This is a genomic window from Streptomyces sp. NPDC059002, assembly GCF_042740435.1.
GTDB lineage: Bacteria > Actinomycetota > Actinomycetes > Streptomycetales > Streptomycetaceae > Streptomyces.
On record NZ_JBHYJI010000006.1, the window covers coordinates 143,665 to 165,427 of the forward strand.

Annotated in this window: 21 protein-coding genes and 1 pseudogene; 9 read left to right on the top strand and 13 right to left on the bottom strand. The window is 69.6% G+C overall.

Annotated features, from left to right (window positions below; all coding sequences use genetic code 11):
• Positions 1-2 precede the first annotated feature (2 nt).
• From ACFWZ2_RS08365 to ACFWZ2_RS08385, 5 genes are read right to left on the bottom strand one after another with little or no spacing between them, the layout of a single operon-like run.
• Positions 3-1,061 (bottom strand): Ldh family oxidoreductase, encoded by a 1,059-nt coding sequence (locus ACFWZ2_RS08365; RefSeq protein ID WP_384543637.1) that lies wholly within the window; start codon positions 1,059-1,061, stop codon positions 3-5.
• 8 nt (positions 1,062-1,069) lie between these two features.
• Positions 1,070-2,092 carry a diiron oxygenase gene (locus tag ACFWZ2_RS08370; protein WP_384543639.1) on the bottom strand — a complete coding sequence of 341 codons (1,023 nt, stop codon included), beginning with the start codon at positions 2,090-2,092 and terminating at the stop codon, positions 1,070-1,072.
• A complete protein-coding gene (locus tag ACFWZ2_RS08375) occupies positions 1,996-3,096 on the bottom strand; it encodes an EamA family transporter (RefSeq protein ID WP_384543641.1) in 1,101 nt (366 codons plus the stop codon). The genes ACFWZ2_RS08370 and ACFWZ2_RS08375 overlap by 97 nt, the downstream gene beginning before the upstream one ends.
• A gap of 28 nt (positions 3,097-3,124) precedes the next feature.
• Positions 3,125-5,035 (bottom strand): GntG family PLP-dependent aldolase, encoded by a 1,911-nt coding sequence (locus tag ACFWZ2_RS08380; protein WP_384543643.1) that lies wholly within the window; start codon positions 5,033-5,035, stop codon positions 3,125-3,127.
• Positions 5,032-6,399: a KamA family radical SAM protein gene (locus ACFWZ2_RS08385; protein WP_384543645.1), complete on the bottom strand. Its 1,368-nt coding sequence runs from the start codon at positions 6,397-6,399 to the stop codon at positions 5,032-5,034. Before ACFWZ2_RS08385 ends, ACFWZ2_RS08380 begins: the two co-directional genes overlap by 4 nt.
• Before the next feature lie 465 nt (positions 6,400-6,864).
• Between ACFWZ2_RS08385 and ACFWZ2_RS08390 the strand changes: the two genes are divergently transcribed.
• Positions 6,865-7,383, top strand: coding sequence for a hypothetical protein (locus ACFWZ2_RS08390; protein WP_384543647.1), 519 nt, complete (start codon positions 6,865-6,867; stop codon positions 7,381-7,383).
• Positions 7,384-7,832: 449 nt separating this feature from the next.
• Here the strand turns inward: ACFWZ2_RS08390 and ACFWZ2_RS08395 are convergent, their stop codons facing one another.
• Positions 7,833-8,264 (bottom strand): hypothetical protein, encoded by a 432-nt coding sequence (locus ACFWZ2_RS08395; protein WP_384543649.1) that lies wholly within the window; start codon positions 8,262-8,264, stop codon positions 7,833-7,835.
• Between the two features lie 306 nt (positions 8,265-8,570).
• Between ACFWZ2_RS08395 and ACFWZ2_RS08400 the strand changes: the two genes are divergently transcribed.
• A complete protein-coding gene (locus tag ACFWZ2_RS08400) occupies positions 8,571-9,458 on the top strand; it encodes an XRE family transcriptional regulator (RefSeq protein ID WP_384543651.1) in 888 nt (295 codons plus the stop codon).
• Here the strand turns inward: ACFWZ2_RS08400 and ACFWZ2_RS08405 are convergent.
• The gene (locus tag ACFWZ2_RS08405) at positions 9,448-9,609 is read right to left on the bottom strand and encodes a hypothetical protein (protein ID WP_384543653.1); all 162 of its coding nucleotides are present in this window, start codon (positions 9,607-9,609) and stop codon (positions 9,448-9,450) included. The two genes, ACFWZ2_RS08400 and ACFWZ2_RS08405, sit on opposite strands and share 11 nt — an antisense overlap.
• A gap of 260 nt (positions 9,610-9,869) precedes the next feature.
• Between ACFWZ2_RS08405 and ACFWZ2_RS08410 the strand changes: the two genes are divergently transcribed.
• The gene (locus ACFWZ2_RS08410) at positions 9,870-10,724 is read left to right on the top strand and encodes a hypothetical protein (protein WP_384543655.1); all 855 of its coding nucleotides are present in this window, start codon (positions 9,870-9,872) and stop codon (positions 10,722-10,724) included.
• Between the two features lie 58 nt (positions 10,725-10,782).
• Entirely contained in the window at positions 10,783-11,361 is a 579-nt protein-coding gene (locus tag ACFWZ2_RS08415; protein ID WP_384543813.1) for a sigma factor, read from the top strand.
• 480 nt (positions 11,362-11,841) lie between these two features.
• On the opposite strand, the gene ACFWZ2_RS08420 is transcribed toward ACFWZ2_RS08415, so the two are convergent.
• Positions 11,842-12,168 (bottom strand): thioredoxin family protein, encoded by a 327-nt coding sequence (locus ACFWZ2_RS08420; protein ID WP_384543657.1) that lies wholly within the window; start codon positions 12,166-12,168, stop codon positions 11,842-11,844.
• Between the two features lie 498 nt (positions 12,169-12,666).
• Between ACFWZ2_RS08420 and ACFWZ2_RS08425 the strand changes: the two genes are divergently transcribed.
• Positions 12,667-13,260 (top strand): dihydrofolate reductase family protein, encoded by a 594-nt coding sequence (locus tag ACFWZ2_RS08425; RefSeq protein ID WP_384543659.1) that lies wholly within the window; start codon positions 12,667-12,669, stop codon positions 13,258-13,260.
• Here the strand turns inward: ACFWZ2_RS08425 and ACFWZ2_RS08430 are convergent.
• The 3 genes from ACFWZ2_RS08430 to ACFWZ2_RS08440 all read right to left on the bottom strand — a co-directional run bounded on the left by ACFWZ2_RS08430 (position 13,247) and on the right by ACFWZ2_RS08440 (position 15,674).
• Positions 13,247-13,378 (bottom strand): hypothetical protein, encoded by a 132-nt coding sequence (locus ACFWZ2_RS08430; RefSeq protein ID WP_384543661.1) that lies wholly within the window; start codon positions 13,376-13,378, stop codon positions 13,247-13,249. The genes ACFWZ2_RS08425 and ACFWZ2_RS08430 overlap by 14 nt on opposite strands.
• Before the next feature lie 108 nt (positions 13,379-13,486).
• Positions 13,487-14,434: an SDR family NAD(P)-dependent oxidoreductase gene (locus tag ACFWZ2_RS08435; protein WP_384543663.1), complete on the bottom strand. Its 948-nt coding sequence runs from the start codon at positions 14,432-14,434 to the stop codon at positions 13,487-13,489.
• A 181-nt stretch (positions 14,435-14,615) separates the two neighbouring features.
• Positions 14,616-15,674 carry a phosphotransferase gene (locus tag ACFWZ2_RS08440; RefSeq protein WP_384543666.1) on the bottom strand — a complete coding sequence of 353 codons (1,059 nt, stop codon included), beginning with the start codon at positions 15,672-15,674 and terminating at the stop codon, positions 14,616-14,618.
• A gap of 144 nt (positions 15,675-15,818) precedes the next feature.
• On the opposite strand from ACFWZ2_RS08440, the pseudogene ACFWZ2_RS08445 reads away from it, so the two are divergent.
• Positions 15,819-16,647: pseudogene (locus ACFWZ2_RS08445) on the top strand (IS5 family transposase); the annotation flags it as partial.
• Positions 16,648-16,687: 40 nt separating this feature from the next.
• Positions 16,688-17,110 (top strand): hypothetical protein, encoded by a 423-nt coding sequence (locus ACFWZ2_RS08450; protein ID WP_384543668.1) that lies wholly within the window; start codon positions 16,688-16,690, stop codon positions 17,108-17,110.
• A 50-nt stretch (positions 17,111-17,160) separates the two neighbouring features.
• On the opposite strand, the gene ACFWZ2_RS08455 is transcribed toward ACFWZ2_RS08450, so the two are convergent.
• Positions 17,161-18,366 (bottom strand): MFS transporter, encoded by a 1,206-nt coding sequence (locus tag ACFWZ2_RS08455; protein ID WP_384543670.1) that lies wholly within the window; start codon positions 18,364-18,366, stop codon positions 17,161-17,163.
• A 92-nt stretch (positions 18,367-18,458) separates the two neighbouring features.
• On the opposite strand from ACFWZ2_RS08455, the gene ACFWZ2_RS08460 reads away from it, so the two are divergent.
• Positions 18,459-18,833: a MerR family transcriptional regulator gene (locus ACFWZ2_RS08460; protein WP_384543672.1), complete on the top strand. Its 375-nt coding sequence runs from the start codon at positions 18,459-18,461 to the stop codon at positions 18,831-18,833.
• A 228-nt stretch (positions 18,834-19,061) separates the two neighbouring features.
• Here the strand turns inward: ACFWZ2_RS08460 and ACFWZ2_RS08465 are convergent, their stop codons facing one another.
• A complete protein-coding gene (locus tag ACFWZ2_RS08465; RefSeq protein ID WP_384543674.1) occupies positions 19,062-19,643 on the bottom strand; it encodes a snapalysin family zinc-dependent metalloprotease in 582 nt (193 codons plus the stop codon).
• A 753-nt stretch (positions 19,644-20,396) separates the two neighbouring features.
• Here ACFWZ2_RS08465 and ACFWZ2_RS08470 point away from each other — a divergent pair.
• Entirely contained in the window at positions 20,397-21,761 is a 1,365-nt protein-coding gene (locus ACFWZ2_RS08470; protein WP_384543676.1) for an 8-oxoguanine deaminase, read from the top strand.
• Positions 21,762-21,763 lie beyond the last annotated feature (2 nt).

Below are 21,763 nucleotides of genomic sequence, written 5' to 3' on the forward strand. Positions count from 1 at the left end.
GGTCATCCCCTTCCCGGCGCCATGAGTGCGCGTTCGATGCCGTACCGGCGGGCGAGTTCCCGCAGCCGGTCGGCCGTGCGGGGGTCCACGGGCAGGCCGTGGCGCTCGACGTCCCTGGCGTGGTCGCGCTCCGGGTCCCCGGGGCAGCGAACCGTCGTACCGGACACGGCGGGCGCGTCGCGGGTGGCGTGGAGGAGGTCGCCCAGGCGGGCGCGGAAGCGGTCCGGCCCGGCGAAGGCCACCGGGTCCAGGCAGAGCAGGAAGTGCGCGACTTCCCTTCCTCGCCCGGACGGTGAGCCGCCGAAGTGGTCGAGCTCCCAGTCCAGCGGCGCCCCGGCGAGCGCCGCCGTCAGGAGCGACACCAGCATGCCGAGTCCCTGGCCCTTGTACCCGTCGCCCACCGGGGTCAGCGCGGCGGCATCGGCGGCCGTCCGCGCCGCGAGGCCCCGCGCGTCCTTGGCCCAGCCCGGCTCGAGCGGAGTGCCGTTGCGCCCGTACTCCTGGATCCGCCCCATGGACACTTCGCTGGACGCCATGTCGAGGACGAACTCGTCGTCGGCGCCCTCGGCGGCCACGCTGATCGGATTGGTGCCGAACAGCGGTGTACGGCCGCCGTACGGGGCGACCCGGGACGCGGCCGACGTCAGGGCCCAACCGACCGTGCCCTGCCGGGCCATGGCCCTGCTGTACACCGACGCCGCACCGAAGTGGTTGGAGTTGCGCACCACGACCACACCGACCCCGTACCGCCTGGCGCGCGGCAGCGCTTCGCGGACCGCGGCGAGACCGGCCACCGGTCCGAGCGCGGAGTCCGCGTCGAGGAGCGCGGCGGCCCCGGCGTCCCGGACGGCCCGCATCTGGGGCCGGGGCCGCGCGATGCCCTGGTCGAGTTCGTCGAGATAGCGCGGCAGCAGCCGTACGCCATGGGTGTCGATGCCGCGGGCGGTGCTCTCCACCAGTGCGTCCGCGACGGCGGCCGCGTCCTCCTCCGGCACGTCCCGGGCGGCCAGTTCGCGTACGACGAGTTCTCGGACCGTTCCCGTATGCATCCGCGTCGTCACGCCCGCTCCTAGAGCAGATAGGGAAGGTCGCCGGAGAGTTTCACGCTGGACCAGTCGAAATCGATCTCGTCGAGCACGTCCAGTTCCTCGAAGACCCGGTGCAGTCCGCTGTAGTCGCGCAGCAGTGCCGAGCGGCCGCTCTCCCGGCAGTTGCGCAGCATCTCGTCGCCGCCCTCGACCCCGGTCAGCCGCATGATGGTCTCCCAGGTGCGGTAGTCGTTGGCCGAATACGCCTCCAGGGCGTGCACCAGGGCCCGCAGCAGGAAGCTGCCCTGCTCCTTGCTGAGCTGTGGGTACAGCACCTTCAGGAGTTCGCCGTTGATCGATCCGTGGCAGGTCTCGTCGTGCCGGTGCAGCTTGGCCAGGGCCATGTTCATCGGCTGGAATCCGTCGGCCCCGGCCAGGAGCTGCAGGTAGGCGCCGATGGACAGTTCGGTGGTGGTGGCGAAGGCGATCGTCAGGAGGCTGCGCTGCCAGCGCTCCACGGCACGGCCCGTCAGATCCAGATGGACCCGCGAGTAGTGCGGCAGCGGCAGGTCGGAGTCCCGGTAGGGGCGGCGGCGCTTGGTGCGGGTGACGTAGCTGGCCACCCGGTGCATGAGGATGTGGTACTGCTCGTCCACCATCGCCTGGAGCAGCGACAGTTCCAGTGCCTCGCCCCGCAGTCCGGGAAACTCGCCCTGCAGGATCAGCGCGAAGGCCGGGTTGACGACGTTCTGTTCGGAGAACTCGGTGTTGCGGTTCAGGGCGATCATCGCCCAGGTGAGGATCTCGCCGCGCTGCTCCGGTGAAAGCCCCAGATAGGTGGGGTGGTCGGCGAACGGAATGATGTCCTCGGGGTAGTCGAACGCCTCGACGTCGAAGATGTCAAGGAGTGCCGGGTCGTCGCGTTTGACGGTGGCCCGTCGCTGCCAGTTCAGCGCCAGGCGCTGGATCACCGGGTTCTCGACGTCCGCGAAGAGGATCTCGCCGAGGCTGTCCTCTTCCCTGTTGGTGGCGAACCGCTCGTCGAGTGTGCCGGGCTCGTCCATGGGGTGGGCTCCTTCCGGTCGCCGGATCGGCGGGGAGGCTGGGTACGCATCGAGTTCTGGGCGATCAGCGCTCCGGTCAGCACGATCGCAAGTCCGGCGGTGCGGGCGGCGCTCACCTCCTCGCCGAGCAGCAGCGCGGCGGTCGCCACCCCTGCCACGGTTTCCAGGGAGGCGAGCGGGCTCGCGGCCGTGGGCGGCAGGTGCACCTGGGCAGCGATGCCGGTCAGATAGGCGAGCAGCGTCGCGACCAGGGCGACCCAGCAGGCCAGCGCCCACACCGGGAAGACAAGGCCGCCGTACTGAACCGCCTGCCCGAGCACCGGGTAGGGGAACGACGTCGGCAGCGACCACACGTTCACCGCCACGGCGCCGACGGTCAGCCCCGCGGTGGCCAGGGTCAGCGGGTCGCTGCGGGCCAGCGCACTGCCGACCACCAGGAAGCGCACCGCCAGGGCGGCCGCCACCCCGGCCGCGGCCAGCACCCCGAGCGGGTCGAGCCGCCAGTTCCCCCACACCTGGCCCGCGAGCAGCAGCCCGACCGGCACCAGCGCCGCGCCCGCCCACACCCGTCGCGGCTGCGCCGTGCCCCGCACGGTGCGGACCCACAGCACCACCAGAGCGGGCGCCAGATACTGGACGACCACGAACATCCCGATCGGGATCCGGGCCACCGACACCCCGCACAGGACCTGCAGCGCGGCGAAGGAGATCAGCCCGAGCACGGCCACGGCCGGCCACTCGCGGCGCTTCGGAACCAGCCTGCGCCCGGTCGCGGCCCCGTACGCCAACAGGAGCGCGGCGGCGACGGTCAGGCGGAGCTGCGCGACCTGAAGAGCCGTCAGACCCGCGGTGGTGAGCAGCCTGGTCACCGGTCCCACCGTGCCGAAGCAGCAGGCGGAGAGCACGGCGAGACCGGTTCCGGCCCAGCGCCCCGACCGTTTCCCCGACCGGCTTCCCGACCGGCTTCCCGGCCATGGCGGACGGTCTCGGCGGGCGCTCAGCACCGGCGCGTCGACGGCAGGTCGGGACCACTCATGCCCCCACCCAGTACCGGGTCAGGTGGCGCGCGGTGTCCGCGTACTCCGACCGCGCGTGCAGCATTCTCTGGTTGTCCCACACCAGCAGCCCGTCGTCCGGGATGAGGTGCTGCTCGCGGTGCTCGTCGAACAGCGCGGCGACCCGGTGGGCCAGCTCGACGCCGCGCGCGCCGAGCGGCAACTGCTCCGGAGGCGGAGCGGCATCCAGCGGCGGATCGTAGTGATGGGCCGTCAACAGGTTGTAGCTGAACCGCAGGACGCTCCTGTCGCCCTCCCGGGTGAGCATCGGGACGGTGACCGGGCCGGGCCCGGCCGCCTGGGACTCCGGACCGGGGAAGACCATGACGGGGCCGGTGAACAGCTCCGCATCGGCGGGCTCAAGCAGCTCAAGGAGTCGCCTGATGTCCAGCAGATCGGTGTGGCCGCCCCCGCAGCGGGCCTGCCGGTGGCAGTAGAGCGCCAGGTAGCGGGGGCTGGGGTGCCAGCCCGGCGCCTCGGTGTGGGCGCGGATGGCATTGCGGCTCTGCGAGTAGGCGCGGTGGTCGTTGCCCGGCCGGTACACCACCTCGTGTTCCAGCGCACCGCTGTACTGCGGGATGAGCCGCCCCAACTGCTGCAGCAGACCGATCGCGTGGCGCTGCCCGCCCAGCGACGCGACCAGGACGTAGCCGTCCTTGTCGAGGGCGACCCTGGCCGCCTCGACGTCCGGGGGTCCGGTTGCGGGATGGGCCGCGGGATCGGTTCGCACCTGGGCACGCGAACCGCTCCGGTGGCCGGGGGCGACAGGCGCGACCCACGTCCCTGCGGTCCGCGCGGCGTCGGGGATGCCGCCCGCGTTGAGCACGTCGGCGATGGCCGCGACCGCACGGTCGATGTCCGCCGCGTCGACCCCGGCATGGGTGACGGCGCGGAAGTACCGGTGGCCCGGCGCCGACAGGGCGACCCCGGCCCGCCGCGCCCGGTCCAGGAAGGCGGCCCGGTCCGGGAAGGCGTCGCGGGCGCTGTGCACGTCAGTGAGTTCGAAGAGCACGATGTTGGTCGGTACGGGACGGTGCACGCGCACCCCGGGAAGCCCGGCGAGCCCGTCGGCGAGGCGGCGCGCGTTGGCGTGGTCTTCGGCAAGCCGCTCGACCATCCCGTCGAGTGCCACGAGCCCGGCGGCCGCGATCACCCCCGCCTGACGCATGCCGCCGCCGAGCATCTTGCGGATGCGCCGCACCCCGGCGAGCACCTCGGCACCGCCCGCCACCACGGAACCCACCGGTGCCGAAAGGCCCTTGGACAGGCAGAACTGCACGGTGTCCGCGGGGGCGGCGAGTTCCGCGGCGGTGGCGCCCTGCGCCACCGCGGCGTTGAAGATCCGGGCGCCGTCGAGGTGAAGGCCGACCCCACGCTCCCGCGCCAACTCCGCGACCTCCGCGAGATATCCAGGGGGCAGGACCGCGCCGCCGCGCCGGTTGTGGGTGTTCTCCAGGCAGATCAGTGCGGGGATCGCATACTGCGGATCACTCCGGTCTTCTGCCAAAGGCACGGCCAGCTCGGCCGGTTCGATGCGCCCGTCCCCGGCGGTGGGCAGCGGATGGTAGACGGCCCCGCCGACCACCGAGGCACCGCCGCCCTGGCAGCAGTAGAGGTCGGATGCGTCTCCCACCAGCACCCGGCCGCCGCGCGGGGTCTGCGCGAGTACCGCGGCCAGATTGGCCATCGTCCCGCTGGGCATCAAGCACGCGGCCTCCTTGCCGAGCAGGTCCGCCGCGCGCCGCTCGAGCCGCCGTACGGTGGGGTCCTCGCCGTACACGTCGTCGCCGACGGGTGCCCGGGCCATGGCGTCGCGCATCTCGGGGGTCGGAAGGGTGAAGGTGTCACTGCGCAGTTCGACCGGTGGCCGGTGCGTGCCGGTGCTCATCGGGTTCCTCCCGCGACTGCTGACACGGCGTCGTATGCGCTCTGTTCGGCGTTCTCGGTGGCGGCGCGCAGGTCGGGCGGGGTGTCGGGGGCGATGGCCAGCTCGTCGAGCCATCCGGCGTCGCCAGGGTCGTACGCCTGGAAGGAGCGGCCCACCAGGCACGGATCCCGGGCCTGGAGGAACCGCAGCCGCAGGCGATGCCCGCCGCCGTGCGCCTCGCAGCCCTCGACCAGGACCTTGCCCGCGGTCGTGGACATCACGGGGCCGCGCACCGTGCGGGCGAGCCCGGGCAGTTGGCGGTAGGCACGGCGGAAGATGTCGACGGCCGCGGCCAGCGGCACCTTGAAGTAGTCCCGCGGTCCGGTGTCGCGGGCCACGAACTGGTAGTAGGGGATGGCGCCCGCCGCCGCCTCGGCCCGCCACAGCCGCGCCCACGTGCCCGCGCTGTCGTTGACCCCGGCGATCAGCGGCGCCTGGCAGTACACCAGCGCGCCGGTGGCGCGGATCCTGCGCAGCGCGTGCCGGGCGACCGGCGTGTCCAGCTCGCGGGGATGGCTGTAGTGCGCCATCACCGCCAAGTTCCGGTCACCGACGGTCACTTGCTCGAACAGGGCAAGCAAGTCGTCCGCGTCCCGGTCGGTGGTGAAGCGCTGCGGCCAGTACGCCACCGCCTTGGTGCCCAGCCGGATGGTGCGCACGGTGTCCAGGGACAGCAGCGGTTCGAGGTGGTCGCGCAGCCGCGCGGAGGACATGACCAGTGGATCGCCGCCGGTGATCAGCACGTCGGTGACCTCCGGCTTGCCGCGTACGTACGCGATGAGACCGGCCGGGTTCGGCGCGGCGAAGCGCAACTCCGGCTCGCCGACGAACTGGGCCCACCGGAAGCAGTAGCTGCAGTAGGCGTGACACGTCTGCCCCTGCCCGGGGAAGTACAGCACCGTCTCCCGGTACTTGTGCTGAACACCCGGAACGGCCCCGTCGGCCCCGGCGGGCACGTTGAGTTCGCGCTGCCCGTCCGGATGCGGATTGAGCCGCTCACGGATCTCCCGGACGGCGGCGCGGAGTTCCGCCCTCCGCCCCGGCAGCCCGGCCAGCTTCCGCAGCCGCCCGCGCTCTGCGGCATCGAGCATGCCCGGCTGCGGGAACACCAGCCGGAACATCGGGTCGTCCGGAACCGCGCGCCAGTCGATCAACTCGTCCAGCACATAACGGTTGACGCGGAACGGCAGCACGAGTGATACCACCCGCACCGATTCCAGCGTCTCCCGCGGGATCGGATAGCGCGCGGCCAACCGGTCGAGCGCGCCGGGCCCATAGGCGTGGAAACGCTCGACAGGATCTCCGCCCGGACGCGGCTCAGTCATCGAAGCGGCCCCCATCCGCTCACGTCGCGGCCCTCATCGGCAGCGCGGCTGCGGCCTGCACACCTGCACGTCCATGTCTGCGCCCACGCTTCACGCCGTCCACGTTCACGCCGCACGCCGGACAGGAACACAGTGGCGCCCGAGCCTAGGCACTCCCTCCCCACTGGTCCACCACCCCCCGCACAAACCGGGCGCCGACCGATACCCACCCCCGGCGCTTTTGCCCAGCTGACCGGAGACGGCAGAGCCGCAGCACGCCTGCCGTGACCCCTGTGCCGACAGCAACCTGTCCGGATTCCTTGAACCCAGAACTTCGTCGATCAGGCCGAGAGCACCAGTGGGGCATCCTCACGCCTCATGCCCCCGGCGCAATGACGTCATAGCGGCATTGGTCTTGGACGCCCTAACTCGTGCCCCATAGCGTCAAGTTGATCGCACATCAAGATCTCAACGAGGGGGTTTCACGTGGGGAACAACAACATCCGGCCCATGCTCAGGAAGTTCGGCGCCCTGTCGCTGGTCACCGCCGCGGTCGGCGTCTTCGCCGTGGGCAGCGCGGATGCCGATACCTCGAATACCTCTAATACCTCGAATACCTCGAAAAGAGACCGGGTCGAGGTCGTCGAACTCCAGATAAAGGACCTCAAGTACGAGGCCGTGGACGTCGGCGCGAAGGGGCCGAGCCTCGGTGACATGGGCGTCTACTGCGGCACCGCCCTGGAGAACGGACGCGAAGTCGGAAGTGGCTCCGGGACGTCGCAAGTCGTTTCCCTCGACGGAGGAAACACCACGGAGCAGTCCGTGATCACGATAGATCTGGACCGCGGCACCCTGACGATGCAATCGCTGCGGAAAAACGAAGAGACGTCGCTCGACATGGCCATCACCGGTGGCACAGGCGCCTTCAACGGCGCCCGCGGCACCGCCCGCTACTGGGACATCGGCACGCCGAAGGAGAGGCTGCGCGCCGAAATCCTGCGCTGATGGCGTGCGGAAGACCGACCTGCGACGGTGCACGGTCCGCGGCCGATCTCCCGCATCGTGCGCGTGCCGGTCAGCAGACGGCCGTCTGCGCGTAGGTGCCTTGGGTGAAGAAGGGCGCCGCGGTGGCGCCCTTCCCCAGGCTGATGCACGAGCTGGGGGGAGCGTTGTACCGGATGATCTGAACGGTCATAGCGCGGGAACACGTGTTCTCAAGGAACACGAAGAAGCCCTGACTGGTGTAGGACACATCGCGCTTGACGCAGGCGGGCGCGGTCCCACCGGCCGCGGGGGCCGCTTGGGCCGGGACAGCCATGGAACTGAATGCGAGAGCGGTCCCGGCGAGTGCGCCGACAAGTACATGACGAATGCGCATGGTTCATCCAATCTCCTGTGCATGCGAGGACCTGTCACCACCGGGGCGTACGGCACGCACACCCCGGTGGGAGAGGTCACTTGACGCGACTGCAGCCGGAAGGGGCCTTCTCCGGGTAGTAGTTGCACACGTTGATCTGCACGCCCTCCACATTGGACAGCGGAGTGGTGTACGTCCCGTTGACCTTGACCCGCTTCCCGGAGGTCCAGCTCCACTGGCCGTTCTGGTACTTCCAGTAGCTCAGGTAGAGGCCACCCGCCCAGCCGTCGCCCGGGCACTTGTCCCGGACCGTGATGTTGAAATAGGCGTTGTAGGTGTCACGCCCCTGGGCACTGCCGGTCCAGGTGTAGCTGTAGGTGCCCCCGGCGTCCGCGCAGCCGTTGGTGGTCTCCCCGTAGACGCTGGCCGCCTGCGCCGTGCCTGAAAAGGCGACGGTGACCGCGGCGGCCAGGCCGACCCCGATACCCGCCTTCCCCATCCGCGACGCCAAACCCGTCTTCTTCTCCACTGCTGCTCCCTCGTGTGACGTGTGCGAGCGGTGCGCTGTGGTGTCAGCGCTTGGACGGGGAACAGGCTTGCCGACGCCGAAGCGGCAGCACAGTCAAAGCCCGTGTCCCGGACAGGCGCGGGCTGTCCGGGCTGGTCGGAGCCTTGTCCGAACCTCGGCCCGGACAGCCGGACATGACGGAATGCGTCGTTGTCTCTTCTACGAAGGCGCCGCAGGATGGCATGCATGGGGAACCTGGGGGAGTTACCACCGTACGAAGACGGGGCTCCGCACGAAGTCCGGGACAACGCCGGCTTCATCGCGTCGATGCAACGGCTCAAGGAACGGTCGGGGCTGACGTACCGCGAGCTGGAGGAACGAGCCGCCCGCCGCGGCGACGTCCTGGCACGCAGCACGCTCGCCGACGTACTGAACCGGAAGAGCCTGCCACGCCCCGAGGTCCTGGCCGCGTTCGTCCGCGCTTGCGGAGAGGGCGCGCGGGTCGATGTCTGGCTGGCCGTCAGGGACCGCCTCGCCGCGGCACGCACCGCAGCGGCACCCGCCCCGGCCCGCACCGTTACGGCACCCGCCCCGGCACGCGACGCCGAAACCGACCTCCCGATACACACCGAGTCGGCTGCGCTCACACGATCCCGCCGGCACAGGGGCCCTACCGTCGCCAGCGCCACCTTCGCGGTCCCGCTGCTTGCCCTGGCCGCCTGGTGGGTGCTCTCCGGGGACTCCGCCAAGTCGGGCACTGCGACTTCTCCCGACGACGGCTGGGTGACCATCCGCCCCGCCCGTACCCCTGACCTCTGCCTGACCGACGGCCGCGACCGCAAAGGCGCCTACGACAGCGCGGTGGCCGTCCAACTTCCCTGCGCCCAGGCACCTGTGCCGCGCACCTACCTCGAACCGATGGGGGAGGGCCTCTACCGCATCCAGTGGCACCACCCCCAGATGGGCAAGGGATGCCTGACCGTCATGGGCGAGGACCAGATCAAAGGCATGCTCGAACCCCGCCGGAACTGCGCCCAAGGCACCCTCTTCCGCGTGGAGCCCGCCGCGGGAGCCTTCCTCCTGCACCCCGTCACCAGCGGCAGATGCATCGGCATCGTCGACGACGACACCACCGTGGGCGCCGAGGCCATCGAGGAACGCTGCACCGGCGCGGGGGACCAGCGGTTCCTCGTCCGGGCGGAGGCTACTGAATGAGAGATCGCAGCACCGGCACACTGGTGCCCGCCGCCGTGAGGCCGGCAAGGACCGCTGGGGCGATGCCGTGTGCGCTGAGAAAGGTGAGACCTCCGACGATCAGGCCGAGGACGACCGCGATCAGGAGGACGATGGCGGTGTGCACGGTCATGAACGGAGCCTGGTCCGGCGGTGTCGGGATGGGCGAGCTCACGGTGTCTCCCCGCGTGTCGATTCGTACGGACGCCTGCTCCTAAGTGCCGCCGGACAGCCCGCCCCACGGCCAGGACCGTAGTTTTCCGCGCCGGAAAAGAACTTTGAAACAGTCCGTGGGGCGACCGGGAGCACCGCACGTACAAGGAGAGGAGGTTCGAAGGAGCCCCCCTCGCGCAGGGCAGGGCGCGGACGACGACCACCGGAAGGGGGACGTGCATGCAGGGCGACGGTGCGGGAGAGATGTCCGCCGCTGCACATGCCCACAACCTGCGGCCTGCCGCGGAGCCGATGGATGATGGCGCCCGGCTCGATGCGCCCCTCGCTCCCCACCTGCATACGGTGGACGACCGTCGGCCCAGGACGACTTGGCAGGCCCAGGAAGACATCGACCGGCGAGCAGCGGACGGCCGACTGGTGGCGCTGCTGGCCAAAGACGGTTTCGCGGGGCCGCGTTACGACCGGTTCCAGGAAGAACTCGTCCGTTACGGGATCTCCGTCCTGTGCGGCTGGATGCGCTCCGGCTACATCTTCGACCTCGTCACGCAGCGCGGCTTCAGCCTCAGCCCGCACGAACGTGACCTTGAAGAGCTGGCCACCGACAGCGAGTTGAGGCAGGAGCTGGCCCACATGACCATCGCCCGAGCCTTGCCCCGCTTCCGCAAGGACTCCCTGGTCGACGGTGGCTGGAACATCGAGGGCGGGGCCCGGATCACCACCTACTTCATGGGTAAATGCGCCTACTACTTCCCCAACGAGTGGCGCCGCCACCGCACCAGCGAAGCCCGCCACCGCCGCGCCGTGTCCCGCGAGAAGGAGCTCTACCAGCCGCCCGTCAGCACCTGCACGGTCGCTCAAGAGGTCCTGGACAACCTGGCTGTCCTCGACGAACTCGAAGCGATCGAGAACCCGCGCCTGCGCGCCGTCGTGGCCCTGACCCTGGACGACTACTCCCAGGAAGAGATCCGGGAGATAGTGGGCATACCCACGGTCCGCGCCGTCGAAGGCTTGTTGTATCGGTGGAGGACGAAAGGGCAGAAGGACAGGAAGGGGGAGAGCGATGCCAGCGCGTGACGACGACTTTGATGCGCTGCTCCAGGACTCGTCCCTGGGCAGCGACGCCGCCCGCGCACTGCGCGCGCGCACTTCCGCCGCCACGGCCCACGAAGCGTCGCATCCCGCCGATGCGACGGGGCACGCCACCCCCAGCGCGACCACGGAGACGAGCTCTTCGGTCGACGCCCTCGTCCTTCGCGCCGTTGAGGGTGACGAGCAGGCCACGCACGATCTCCTGGCGCATGTGCACCCTCTGGCGCTGCGTTATTGCCGTACGAGACTGTCCCGACTGCCGGGTGACGCACGGCACTTCGTGGAGGACCTGGCGCAGGAAGTGTGTGTCGCGGTGCTGCTCGCGCTGCCGCGCTACAAGAAGACGGGGCGTCCCTTCGAGGCGTTCGTCTTCGCGATCGCCGCCCACAAGGTGGCCGATCTGCAACGGGCGGCGATGCGGCACCCGGGATCCACGGCCGTGCCCTCCGACCAGATGCCGGAGCGGCCCGACGACTCTCTCGGCCCCGAGGAGCGCGTGCTGCTCAGCGCCGTCGGGCTCACCGCGGAGGAGGCCGGGGAGATGTTGGGGATGTCGCCCGGGGCGGTGCGGGTGGCCCGGCACCGCGCGCTGAGCCGGTTGCGGGCGCTCGCCGAGGAGTAGGGAGAGGTACCTGACAGGCGCTCAGGGCCTCCGGCGGTCTGCGTGTTCGGCGGCCATGAGGCCGGAGTGGTCGATATGCCGACCGGTTCGGCGCGACAGTGTGCACAGGGAGGACTTCGCGGAAACAGTGACGCGCGGACGCGGTACCTCCGGCTTCCGCAGGGGAAATCCCAGCCCATGGCAGAACCCGCACCAGGAGATCCCCGCACGGAGGTAGCGGCGAACGACCGCCTCTGGCAGCACGGCCTCCACGAAGACACCATGCTCTTCCAGCGGGGGAACCTGTTCCTCGTCGCCCAGTCGCTCCTGACCGTCGCCTGCAGCACGACGACCGCAGAGTCACACAACGCGGCCCGAGTGATCGCCGCGTTCGGGATCACACTGACCCTCACCTGGCTCTACGCAGGTCACCGCCACCTCCGCTACTGGGGACGCCCGCGGCCGACGTGCCAACGGGCCGACACCACCTGGCACCTCTGGTCACACGTGGGGCTTGACCAGGTCGACCACGTTGCTCTTGGTGGCGGGCCCGATGCGCGTGGCGACGATCTTGCCGCCCTTGAAGACGTAGAGGGTCGGAATGGCGGTGACGTTGTACTTGGGAGGTGTCTCGGGACTCTGGTCGATGTCGAGCCGGGCGACGGTCAGCCGACCGGAGTACTCCTTGGCGACGTCGGCCAGGATCGGGTCGAGTGCCCGGCACACGCTGGACCATTCGGCGCGGAAGACGGCAAGGACCGGCCCGGCGGCCTTGACCACCTTGGTCTCGAAGTCCGCGTCGGTCACGTCGACAACAGTGCCTGCCACGAGGGGATCCTTTCGGTCTAGGGGGAAGCGGGCGACGACTGAGCCCTCGGAGTTGCGGGCCTCGGCGATGTCGCCCGTGTCGTTCCGGATGGCGCCCTTGCTGTTGAAGGAATGCCCGCCCCCGGCCGGGTGGATCTGGTGGGTGCAGATACGCAGCGGCAGTCCGGGCCTAGATCGCCATACACGGCGCGCCCTCACCGTAGGTGGGAACTCACGGAGTGTCAGGGCGAGTTCTCGGTCATCGCAGGACTGTCCAGAAAGACGGTGTTGCAGACCGCCTTGGCGGGCCCGGGGGCGTACTTCCCAGGGCGGCGATTGCGGAGCCCACCGCAGGCGCCCGGAGCCAGCCCGGTGCCGGGCGGCTACTCCGCAGTCACGATGCGCTCCACTGCGGCCGTCACCAGTTGCCCAGCTCGCGCGCCTCACCATTGACACCACTCTAGGCGTAGTACTACATTCAAGCCACTACAAGTAGAGTGCTGTGCATGGGGGAACGCTATGCGAAAACTCGTTTACTACATCGGCATCTCACTCGACGGCCGCATCGCCGGCCCCAGTGATGAGTTCGACTTCTTTCCGCAGGGCGACGAGCAGCAGGCCGCCGCCTACTCGGCCTGGATGAACTCGCTGTACCCGGAGACCGTCCCGACGGCTTACCGCTCGGCCGCCGGCGTCGGCCACGCACCCAACCGGCGTTTCGACACCGTCGTCATGGGCCACGGCACTTACCGCCTGCCCCTCGGCAACGGGATCACCAGCCCGTACGCGCACCTGCGCCAGTACGTCGTGTCCAGCACCCTCAAGCCGGACACCGACCCAGCCGTCACCATCGTGCCGGGCGACCCGCTCGCCCTCGTCCGCGAACTCAAGAGCGAGGCGGGTACCGGCCTGGACATCTGGCTCTGCGGGGGCGGCAAGCTCGCCGGCGCCCTGCTGCCCGAGATCGACGAGCTGCTGATCAAGACGTATCCGGTCATTGCCGGAACCGGGATCCCGGTAGTCGACGGTCCCTTCGACCCCACCGTCTTCGACGTTGCCGAGCGCACCACCTTCGCCAACGGAGTCACCCTCACCCGCCTCACTCGCCGCTAGGCAGGAGCGCCTGCTGGAGGTCGCCGCGCAGGTCTTCGCCGAGCAGGGGCTGGACACTGCGCCCGCCGCCATCGCCGAGCACCCGGCCGCCGAGGCCACCCGGACGTGGATGGAACACTTCATCCACCACGCCACGGCAAAGAGCGGCATGTCCGAAGCCCTCAACGCGGTCATGTCTACGCCGCGCAGCACGGCACCGACCATCGGGCGCAGAGAAGGCGGCAGGTCAGGAGGCGATGCCGAGGTCGACACCCGTCAGATCACGGCTGGCGTCCCACAACCGCGCCGCTACGGAGGCGTCGGCAAGGTGGTTCCACGCCCGTTCACGCCGGGGCCTGCCCCGCAGACCGAGGACATGCGGCCCCCACAACTCCCCTCCGCGCACGGCGGGGTCCAGCACCGCTCGGACCGCGGGCCACGCGCCGGCGTGCTTGCCCTGGACGAGGAGAGCGGCCGGCGCCCCGCAGAGCCGCGCACCAGCGGTCCGCACATGGACCGGCGGCCGTGACGGGGTCAGAGAGTCCAGCGCGCCGCCGGGATGGACCACCACGCTGGCCACCGTGCTCTCGACGGCACGCAGGCGGCGGTCGAGTTCGAGGCCGAAGTGCATCTGCGCCAACTTGGAACGCCCATAGGTGCGCTTGGGCCGGTAGTCGTTCCGGGACTGCAGATCGTCGAGGTCGAGCCGCTCGGACTTCGCCGCGAAGCTGCCCATGGTCACGACGCGGGCCGCCGGTGCGGCCGACAGCAGCGGCATCAGCCAGTGGGTCAGCGCGAAGTGCCCGAGGTGGTTCGTGCCGAACATGAGCTCGTGACCGTCCCCGGTCTCCCGGCGCGGCGGGGCGTCGAGCGCGGCACCGGCGTTGTGCACCACCGCGTCGAGGTGCTCAACGCCCAGTGATTCCACCGCTGTTCTGAGCGACGAGAGGTCGGCCAGATCCAGCCGTACGACCCGCACCCGCGCACCAGGGACCCGCGACCGGATCGAGGCCGTGGCGACGTCGGCCTTCGCGGGATTCCGGCTGCCCAGTACGACAGTGGCTCCGGTCGTGGACAGCTGCTCCGCGACGAAGTACCCGATTCCGGCGTTGCCGCCGGTGACCAGGAAGACGCTGCCATCGGCACGGGGCAGCCGGTGAACATCCCAGGGCGGGGTGGAGGACGTGGACGACATGGAGGCGAGGCTCCCTCGCTGTTGAAGGCGGCTGTGGCTGCGGTTGTGGCTGCGGCTGCCCTACAGGACAGCCCGGCACCTACAGCTCACAGTTCCAACGGCCCTCGACACATCGCCTACGGATCACCGACAGCCCGCCGACCGGCCGACATCCTGCCGACGGGGTGCTCGTTCCACGAATTCAGGCGGAGGACGAAACGGCCATGGTCACCGCGTCGGGGATCAGCGCGACGAGCTGTTGGGACCAGCAATCCGATTGCTGGGTCGCGACCTCGGCTCCGCAGGCATCGCACACGAGATGGGGACCGTCCAAGCCGTCGAGCCCACAACAGCCGTTGAGGCGCCCACGGTCAGGGTGCCTGGCCACCCCCGAAATGTCGTCGGGATCGAGGACGAACACGCCGGTGTGCGGGCTGACCGCATACGACCCGCGCGGCATCAGGGACGGCAGAAACCTGTGTCCCGGCACGTCCTCCGTCACGGGAGACGGCAGGGGAACTTCCCGGAGGCCGGAAGTGATTCGCTGCTGACAGGCACTGCACGAGAAGACGGTCATGGCCACAATTCTGCGTGAGCTCACCAGGGCCACCGCATCGTCCAGAAGTGCCAGCTCCTGGGAGCTCAGGTTGGGATCGGCGGCCCTCCTCGCCCGGGCCTGCGCGAGAGGACCGGCCTGCCCATCACCGAGATCCACAAAGGTGCCCGCATGCCCCATGAGGGCTGTCAGCATCGAACGGGCTCCTGCCGCCACCTCGGTCGACGGGCCGACCGCGACCTGCGCGAGGATCAGAGCTGACATCGCCCAGTCCAACCCTGGCGGGCCCTCCTCCGTAGTGCACCAGTCGATCACCACCGGGCCTTGCGGCGTCAGCATCACATTGTCCGGGTGCAGGTCGAGATGAAGGATCCGGTCTTCGGGAAGGGCGGAGACCCGGGCCGGGACCGAATGCAAGTGGTGCAGCAGCTCGGCCAGCACCGCGGCCGCATCCTCTTCGGTGATCGCGCCGTCCCTCCACGCCTGCAACATCGTCGCCCCGGACAGCCGCTGCATCACGAGCTCTGAGGGCGTGCCCGTTGAACGTACGGCCGGGACCGGGAAACCGCGCGCCGAGAGGTGCGCCATCACGGCCGCTTCTGCCGCGGCGTCGCCGCCATGGCGATAGCGACGTAGCACCCAATCGTCATCGAGCTCGAACACATCGGCACTGCGCCCAGAGCCCAACAACTGTCCTATCTGCATTGGGTGAATCTACGTTGAGACACAGTACGGGCGCATCACCCTAAGTGGGTGTTCTGCGGGTGTTCGGTAGATTCGTAGTGCTTGAGGGCTTGTTGTCCGGTTCGAGGGCTTCCCGGTCAGCCGGGGGTGCGGTGCGCTGTGAGTGTGGACGGACGCGAGCCGTACCCGAGCGACCTGTCGGATGAGGCGTGGGAGCTGGTCCGGCCGGTGATCACTGCGTGGAAGGCGAGGCATCCCTCGGTCAGCGGGCACGAGGGCCAGTACGCGATGAGGGAGATCGTGAACGCGCTGCTGTATCAGGCGCGGACCGGCTGCCAGTGGCGCTACCTGCCCCATGACCTGCCTCCCATGAGTGCGGTGTACTACTACTTCGGCCTCTGGCGTGATGACGGGACCGCCGAGACCATCCACGAGCTGCTGCGTGCCTGGCCCGGGAGATGCGTCGGCGGCGCGAGGACCCCACCGCTGTCGTGCTGGATTCCCAGACGGTGCGGGCCTCGGTGAACGCGCCGAAGGAGACGACCGGGCTGGATCCGGGCAAACGGAGCCCGGGGCGGAAAAGAGGCATCGCCACAGATGTCCTCGGCCTGGTCATCGCCGTGATTGTCGTCGCCGCGAGCGTGCACGACAACGCCATCGGAACCGCCCTGCTGGACAAGGTCGCTCGCGCCGCGCCGGCGGTGACGAAGGCGTGGGGTGGACGCCGGGTTCAAGGAGACCGTCGTGGAGCACGGCGCCCGTCTCGGCATTGATGTGGAGATCGTTCAGCGCGATCCGGGGATGAAGGGGGTTCACGCCGGAGCCGAAGCGGTGGGTGGTCGAGCAGACGCTCGGCACCCTCATGCTGCACAGGCGTCTCGTGCGTGACTACGAGAGCAGGCCGGCCAGTTCAGTGGCGTGGATCCACTGGTCCATGACCGGCGTCATGCTCCGCCGTCTGACCCGCACCACCACCACGACCTGGCGCGACCCGCCCGCCCAGCACCCTGCACTCCCGACGGGCAGGAGCCTCGATGAAGCATCTCCTGGACAAGATCGAGGCCCGGCAGCAGCTGGTACGCGAGACAGCCGGGCACCTGCGTGAGCAGATCGCGCTCCTGACCGAACAGCTTGCCGCGGCCGAACGCACCCTTCAACGCCTGGACATCACCCGTGAGACGATGCTGGAAGTGGCCGCCGAGGACGGCATCGAACCGCCCGAGCCGCTGCCGCCCGGCTACCGCGAGGTCCTCGCCGCCTTCGAGCAGGCCGGGCACGGCCTCCGGGTCAAGGAGATCTGCGAGATCCTGGGCATCGGCACCGAGCCGCGGCACACCGAGAGCGTCCGCGCCAAGCCCAAACGCCTGGTCGACCGCGACATCCTCACCGAACCCGAACCCGGCCTGTTCACCCCCGCCCGGCCCGCACCGGCCACCCCGGCCCCCAACTCAACCTGAAGTCCAGCGAAACAACACAGAACACCCACTCAGTCAGGGGCAGCGGTGGTTTAGCGGCTGCCGAGCTCTCCCTTGGTGAACCCGTATTTGTGTGCCGCGAGCACAGTGGCGAGTGCAGGGACGAGCAGTGCGAGCGTGACCCAACTCAGCCAGGATGCACCCAATCCACTGAGGGCGATGCCACCGATGATGCCACCACCGGCGATTCCGACGTTCCATCCGGTGGTGAGGAGTGCTTGGGCGACATCGCCGGCGTCGCCTGCTGCTTCGGCGACTGCGGTCTGCAACAGGGTAGAGGTGCCGCCGAACGCGAGCCCCCAGAGCGCCGCGCTGGCGTAGACGAGCGAAGGCACGCCGGAGAAGATGCCGAGCAGCAGCGCGCATGTCGCGAAGAGCACACACGCGAGGATCATGAGGAGGCGCAGGCGCCGATGGACGAGCGCTCCGGCGATCCAGATGCTCACCAGCGACACCAGACCGAAGGTGAGCAGCACGGCGTCGACTTGACCAGCCATGCCGAGCGGCTTGAGGAACGGGGCGATGTAGGTGTAGAGGATGCTGTGGGCGAGCACGAACGTGAGGGTCACGAAGAGCACGGGCGCTACGCCGGGAATGCGGAAGGCACGGGTGAGCGGGAGCCGTGAGCCCTTGGGCTGTCCGGGGAAGTTCGGCACCGCCGCGACGACCCACACGATCAACGCGAGCGTGAGGACGGTCATGATCCCGAACGCGTATCGCCACTCGACGAGCTTGGCCAGAAACGCCGCAGCAGGAACTCCGACGGACAGGGCAACGATTGCGCCCCCCATCGCGATCGCCATTGCCTTGCCGCGCTGATGTGAGGGAACCATCCGAACCGCGTACCCGGCCAACAGCGCCCAGAGCAACCCGCCGACGATGCCGCCGAGGCATCGGGCGGCTAGCGTAAGTGCGAAGCTCTCGGAGAGCGCGGTGACGGTATTGGCGATCGCGAATCCTGCGATCGCCACCAGCAGCAAGTGTCGGCGCGGCCAGCCGATCGTCGCCTTGGTGAGCGGGATCGCGGCGAGGATCGCCCCGATCGCGAAGACGGTGACGCTCTGCCCGGCAGCACTCTCGCTCACACCCAGGTCTCGGCTCATCCCGGGAAGCAACCCGGCGGGCATCGTCTCGGTCAGGAGCGTAATGAACCCGGTGGCGGCCAAGGCCAGAAGACCCGCCAGTGGGAGCCGGGCGTTCGTTATCGAGGGAGACGGCACAGCACGTGTTCGTGTCATGGCCTTATGATCGAAGGGTGACATTAGTGTGAGGGTCAAATCGGTGTCCGCTGAGTCACGCAACGCCAGCCACAGAGGGCGAGGAGAGGGATATGCGGATCGGTGAGTTGTCGACGCGCACGCGGACTCCGGTGAGGTTGCTGCGCTACTACGAGGAGCAGGAACTGATCGCCTCAGATCGACTGCCCAACGGATACCGGGACTATGAGGAGTACGTCGTTGACCGGGTTCTCCAGGTACGAGGCCTGCTCGACGCAGGGCTGCCCACACGGATCATCAAGCAGATCCTGCCCTGCCTGAACACCCCCCGCACGATCCACATGCCCTACGTCACGCCAGACATGGTCGCAACGCTCGAGCACGAACGCGACCGCATGGCCGAAAAAATCGAATTCCTCACCAAGAACCACCGGGCCATCACCGAATACCTCGACGCCGTACCCCGCGATATCCGAGCCTCCTCCTGAGGTTTTCGGTGTGGGGTCGGGAGGTGGCCGGTGATCGTAAGGCCGGTCTCGGCGAGGCAGCCTCGGCCGGGAAGCCCTCGAACCGGACAACCAGCCCTCAAGCACTACGACTCTGCCGAACACCCGCAGAACACCCACTAAGAGCGAGGCCAGTTGCTCCCCGCCCCTCGAGGTGCCCGGCCATGGGCCTCATGACCGGGCACCGGTGCGCCGGGGACGTACTAGTGGCTAGGGCGCGTCGACTATCAGGCGGCCGTCAGTCGGGATGTGGAATGCGGCGCCGTTGGCGTAGAAGCTCTCGACGCGGGCCTGCTCGGCCGCGTCGGGTACCGCGTTCTTGCAGCTGGTGCCCGCGGTGGAGCCCGACATGAGCTGGGAGCACGGGCCGGGCTTGGTGTCGGGCAGGCCCAGGTTGTGGCCGATCTCGTGGGCGGCGATGCGTGTCTTGTCGTATCCCTGGGTGACCGCTTGGCTGCCGAGCTCGACTCGGCCGCGGCCGCCCGGCCGGACCGGGCCGATGGTGGCCTGCGGCCAGCCGGTGGTGGCCACGATCTGGATCTCGGCCCGGGTGCCGGGCTGGGCCTCGGTCAGCTTGACGTTCTCCACGTTGGCGTTCCACGAGGCGACTCCGGCAGAGATCGCCGTCTCCCAGCCCCTGGCCTGGCTGTCGTCGTAGCGAAGCGTCACCACGGCGGACGTGGTCTCGGTCGCGGTCGTATCCGGGGCGGACACGGCGTTCGCCGCAGGTGCCATGGTTAAGGCGGCCGCTGCGGTCGCGATGGCTATGGCCAGCCGTCTGAAGTGCAGCATCGTTGTCCTTTCGGTTGCGTAAGGGCTCGGCTCCGTCCGGAGCCGAGAGTGGGGGGTGCTGGTGAGGGCCCAACTCGCCGGTCGGGCAGGGGGGTTGGCGGAAGCTGAACCGTTGTGGCGGCGGTAGGGGTGCCGTGCCGGGACCGGAACGTGACGTCGTCGGCCTGCTGCAGGCGAGGAGGGCGCCCGGAATGGCGTCGTCCGCCGGGCGGAGTGCGTCGTCGAGATGCCAACTCGGTGCAGGAGACCGGGCATGAGCCGCTCCATTCCGCGCCGTGCCACCAACGCTCATTCATGACGGTACATCGTCAAGTGCGAACGGTGCTGGCTCCAGGGCTGAGAAATTTCCGTACGGCACCCAGTCGTGCAGGAAGGATGAACCGGAGTCCGCACACGAGTGCCTTCCGGCGCCCGACTCGCCCTCTGCCGAGCCGTGTTCAGAACCTGATCCGGAATCCTGCGGACGGCGCGTGGGCGGGGGCGCCGATGCCTACGCCGCCGGGTGCCAGGCCCATCAGACCCTCACCGCGGCGGCAGTGCCGCGGAGTTGCCCGCGATCTGGTCGACGCCCGCCTCGCGGCGTACACCGTCGAGTCCCGGCCACCGGCGACGTGTGTCGGGGAGACGCGTGATGCCGCGGCCGAGTCAGGGCATCCTTCGCGGTATCCGCGGATCGCGGCGCGGCGCGTACTCGCTCACGCGACGCGCGCCGTACGCCGTGTCCCACGACGCGACCGCCGAGGAGTGCCCACCATGACCGACGCCCCCGCCGACACCCTCGTACGCGACGCCGAACTTGTCGTCACCCTGGACCGTGCGGACATCCCGGGCGGCTGGGTCGCGATCCGCGACGGCCTGGTGTCCGCCGTCGGGCGCCCGGGGGAGGAGCCCGCCGCCACGCGGACACTGAGCGCCCGCGGCAGCCTTGTCACCCCCGGTCTGATCAACACCCATCACCACATCTACCAGAACCTCACCCGTTCCTTCGCGCCCGCCCTGAACGTCGAACTCTTCGACTGGCTCACCGTGCTGTACCCGGTGTGGGCCAACCTCGACGAGGAGGCCATCGAGGTGTCCACGTGGGTCGGACTGGCCGAACTCGCCCTCGGCGGCTGCACCACGACCACCGACCTGCTCTACGTCCACCCCCGGCCCGGCTTCATCGACGCCCAGATCCGCGCCGCGCGCGAGGTGGGCCTGCGCTTCCATCCCGCCCGCGGCTCCATGAGCCTGTCGCAGAAGGACGGCGGGCTGCCCCCGGACTCCGTCGTCCAGAGCGACGACGAGATCCTCGCCGACTGCGAGCGGGCCGTGCGGGCCCACCACGACCCGGCACCGGGTGCGATGGTGCGGATCGCGCTCGGCCCGTGCTCCCCGTTCTCCGTGACGCCCGAGCTCATGACCGCCACCGCCGAACTCGCCGAGCGGCTCGATGTGCGCCTGCACACCCATCTCGCGGAGGCCCGCGAAGAGGACACCTTCTGCCTGGAGAAGTTCGGACGCCGGCCCGTCGAGCAGTTCGAGCACGTCGGCTGGGGCAGCGACCGCTCCTGGGTGGCGCACTGCGTCCATCCCGACGACGACGAGATCGCCCGGCTCGGGCAGTGGGGTACCGGCGTCGCGCACTGCCCTTCGTCCAACATGCTGATCGGCGCGGGCACCGCGCGGGTCAAGGACCTGCGGACGGCCGGGGTTCCGGTCGGCCTCGGCTGCGACGGCTCGGCGTCGACGGACCACGCCTCCCTGTGGCTCGAGGCGCGTACTGCCCTGCTCGTGGCCAAAGGCCGGGGCGGCTCCGCGTCCATGACCGCCCGCGACATCCTGGAGATCGCCACCGTCGGGTCGGCGGCCTGCCTCGGCCGCGCCGACGAACTCGGACGGATCCGCGCCGGGCGGCCCGCTGACCTCGTCGTCTGGGAACTCGACGAGATCGCCTTCGCCGGAGCGCACACCGACCTGGTCGAGGCATGGCTGCGCTGCGGTCCCGTGCGGCCGCGGCACACGCTCGTGCACGGCAGGCCGATCGTCGAGGACGGGCGGCTCACCCTCCCGCACGTCCGGGACATGCTCACCGAGCACGCGCGGATCTCCCGCCGCCTCCAGGCCCTCGACCGGTGAGG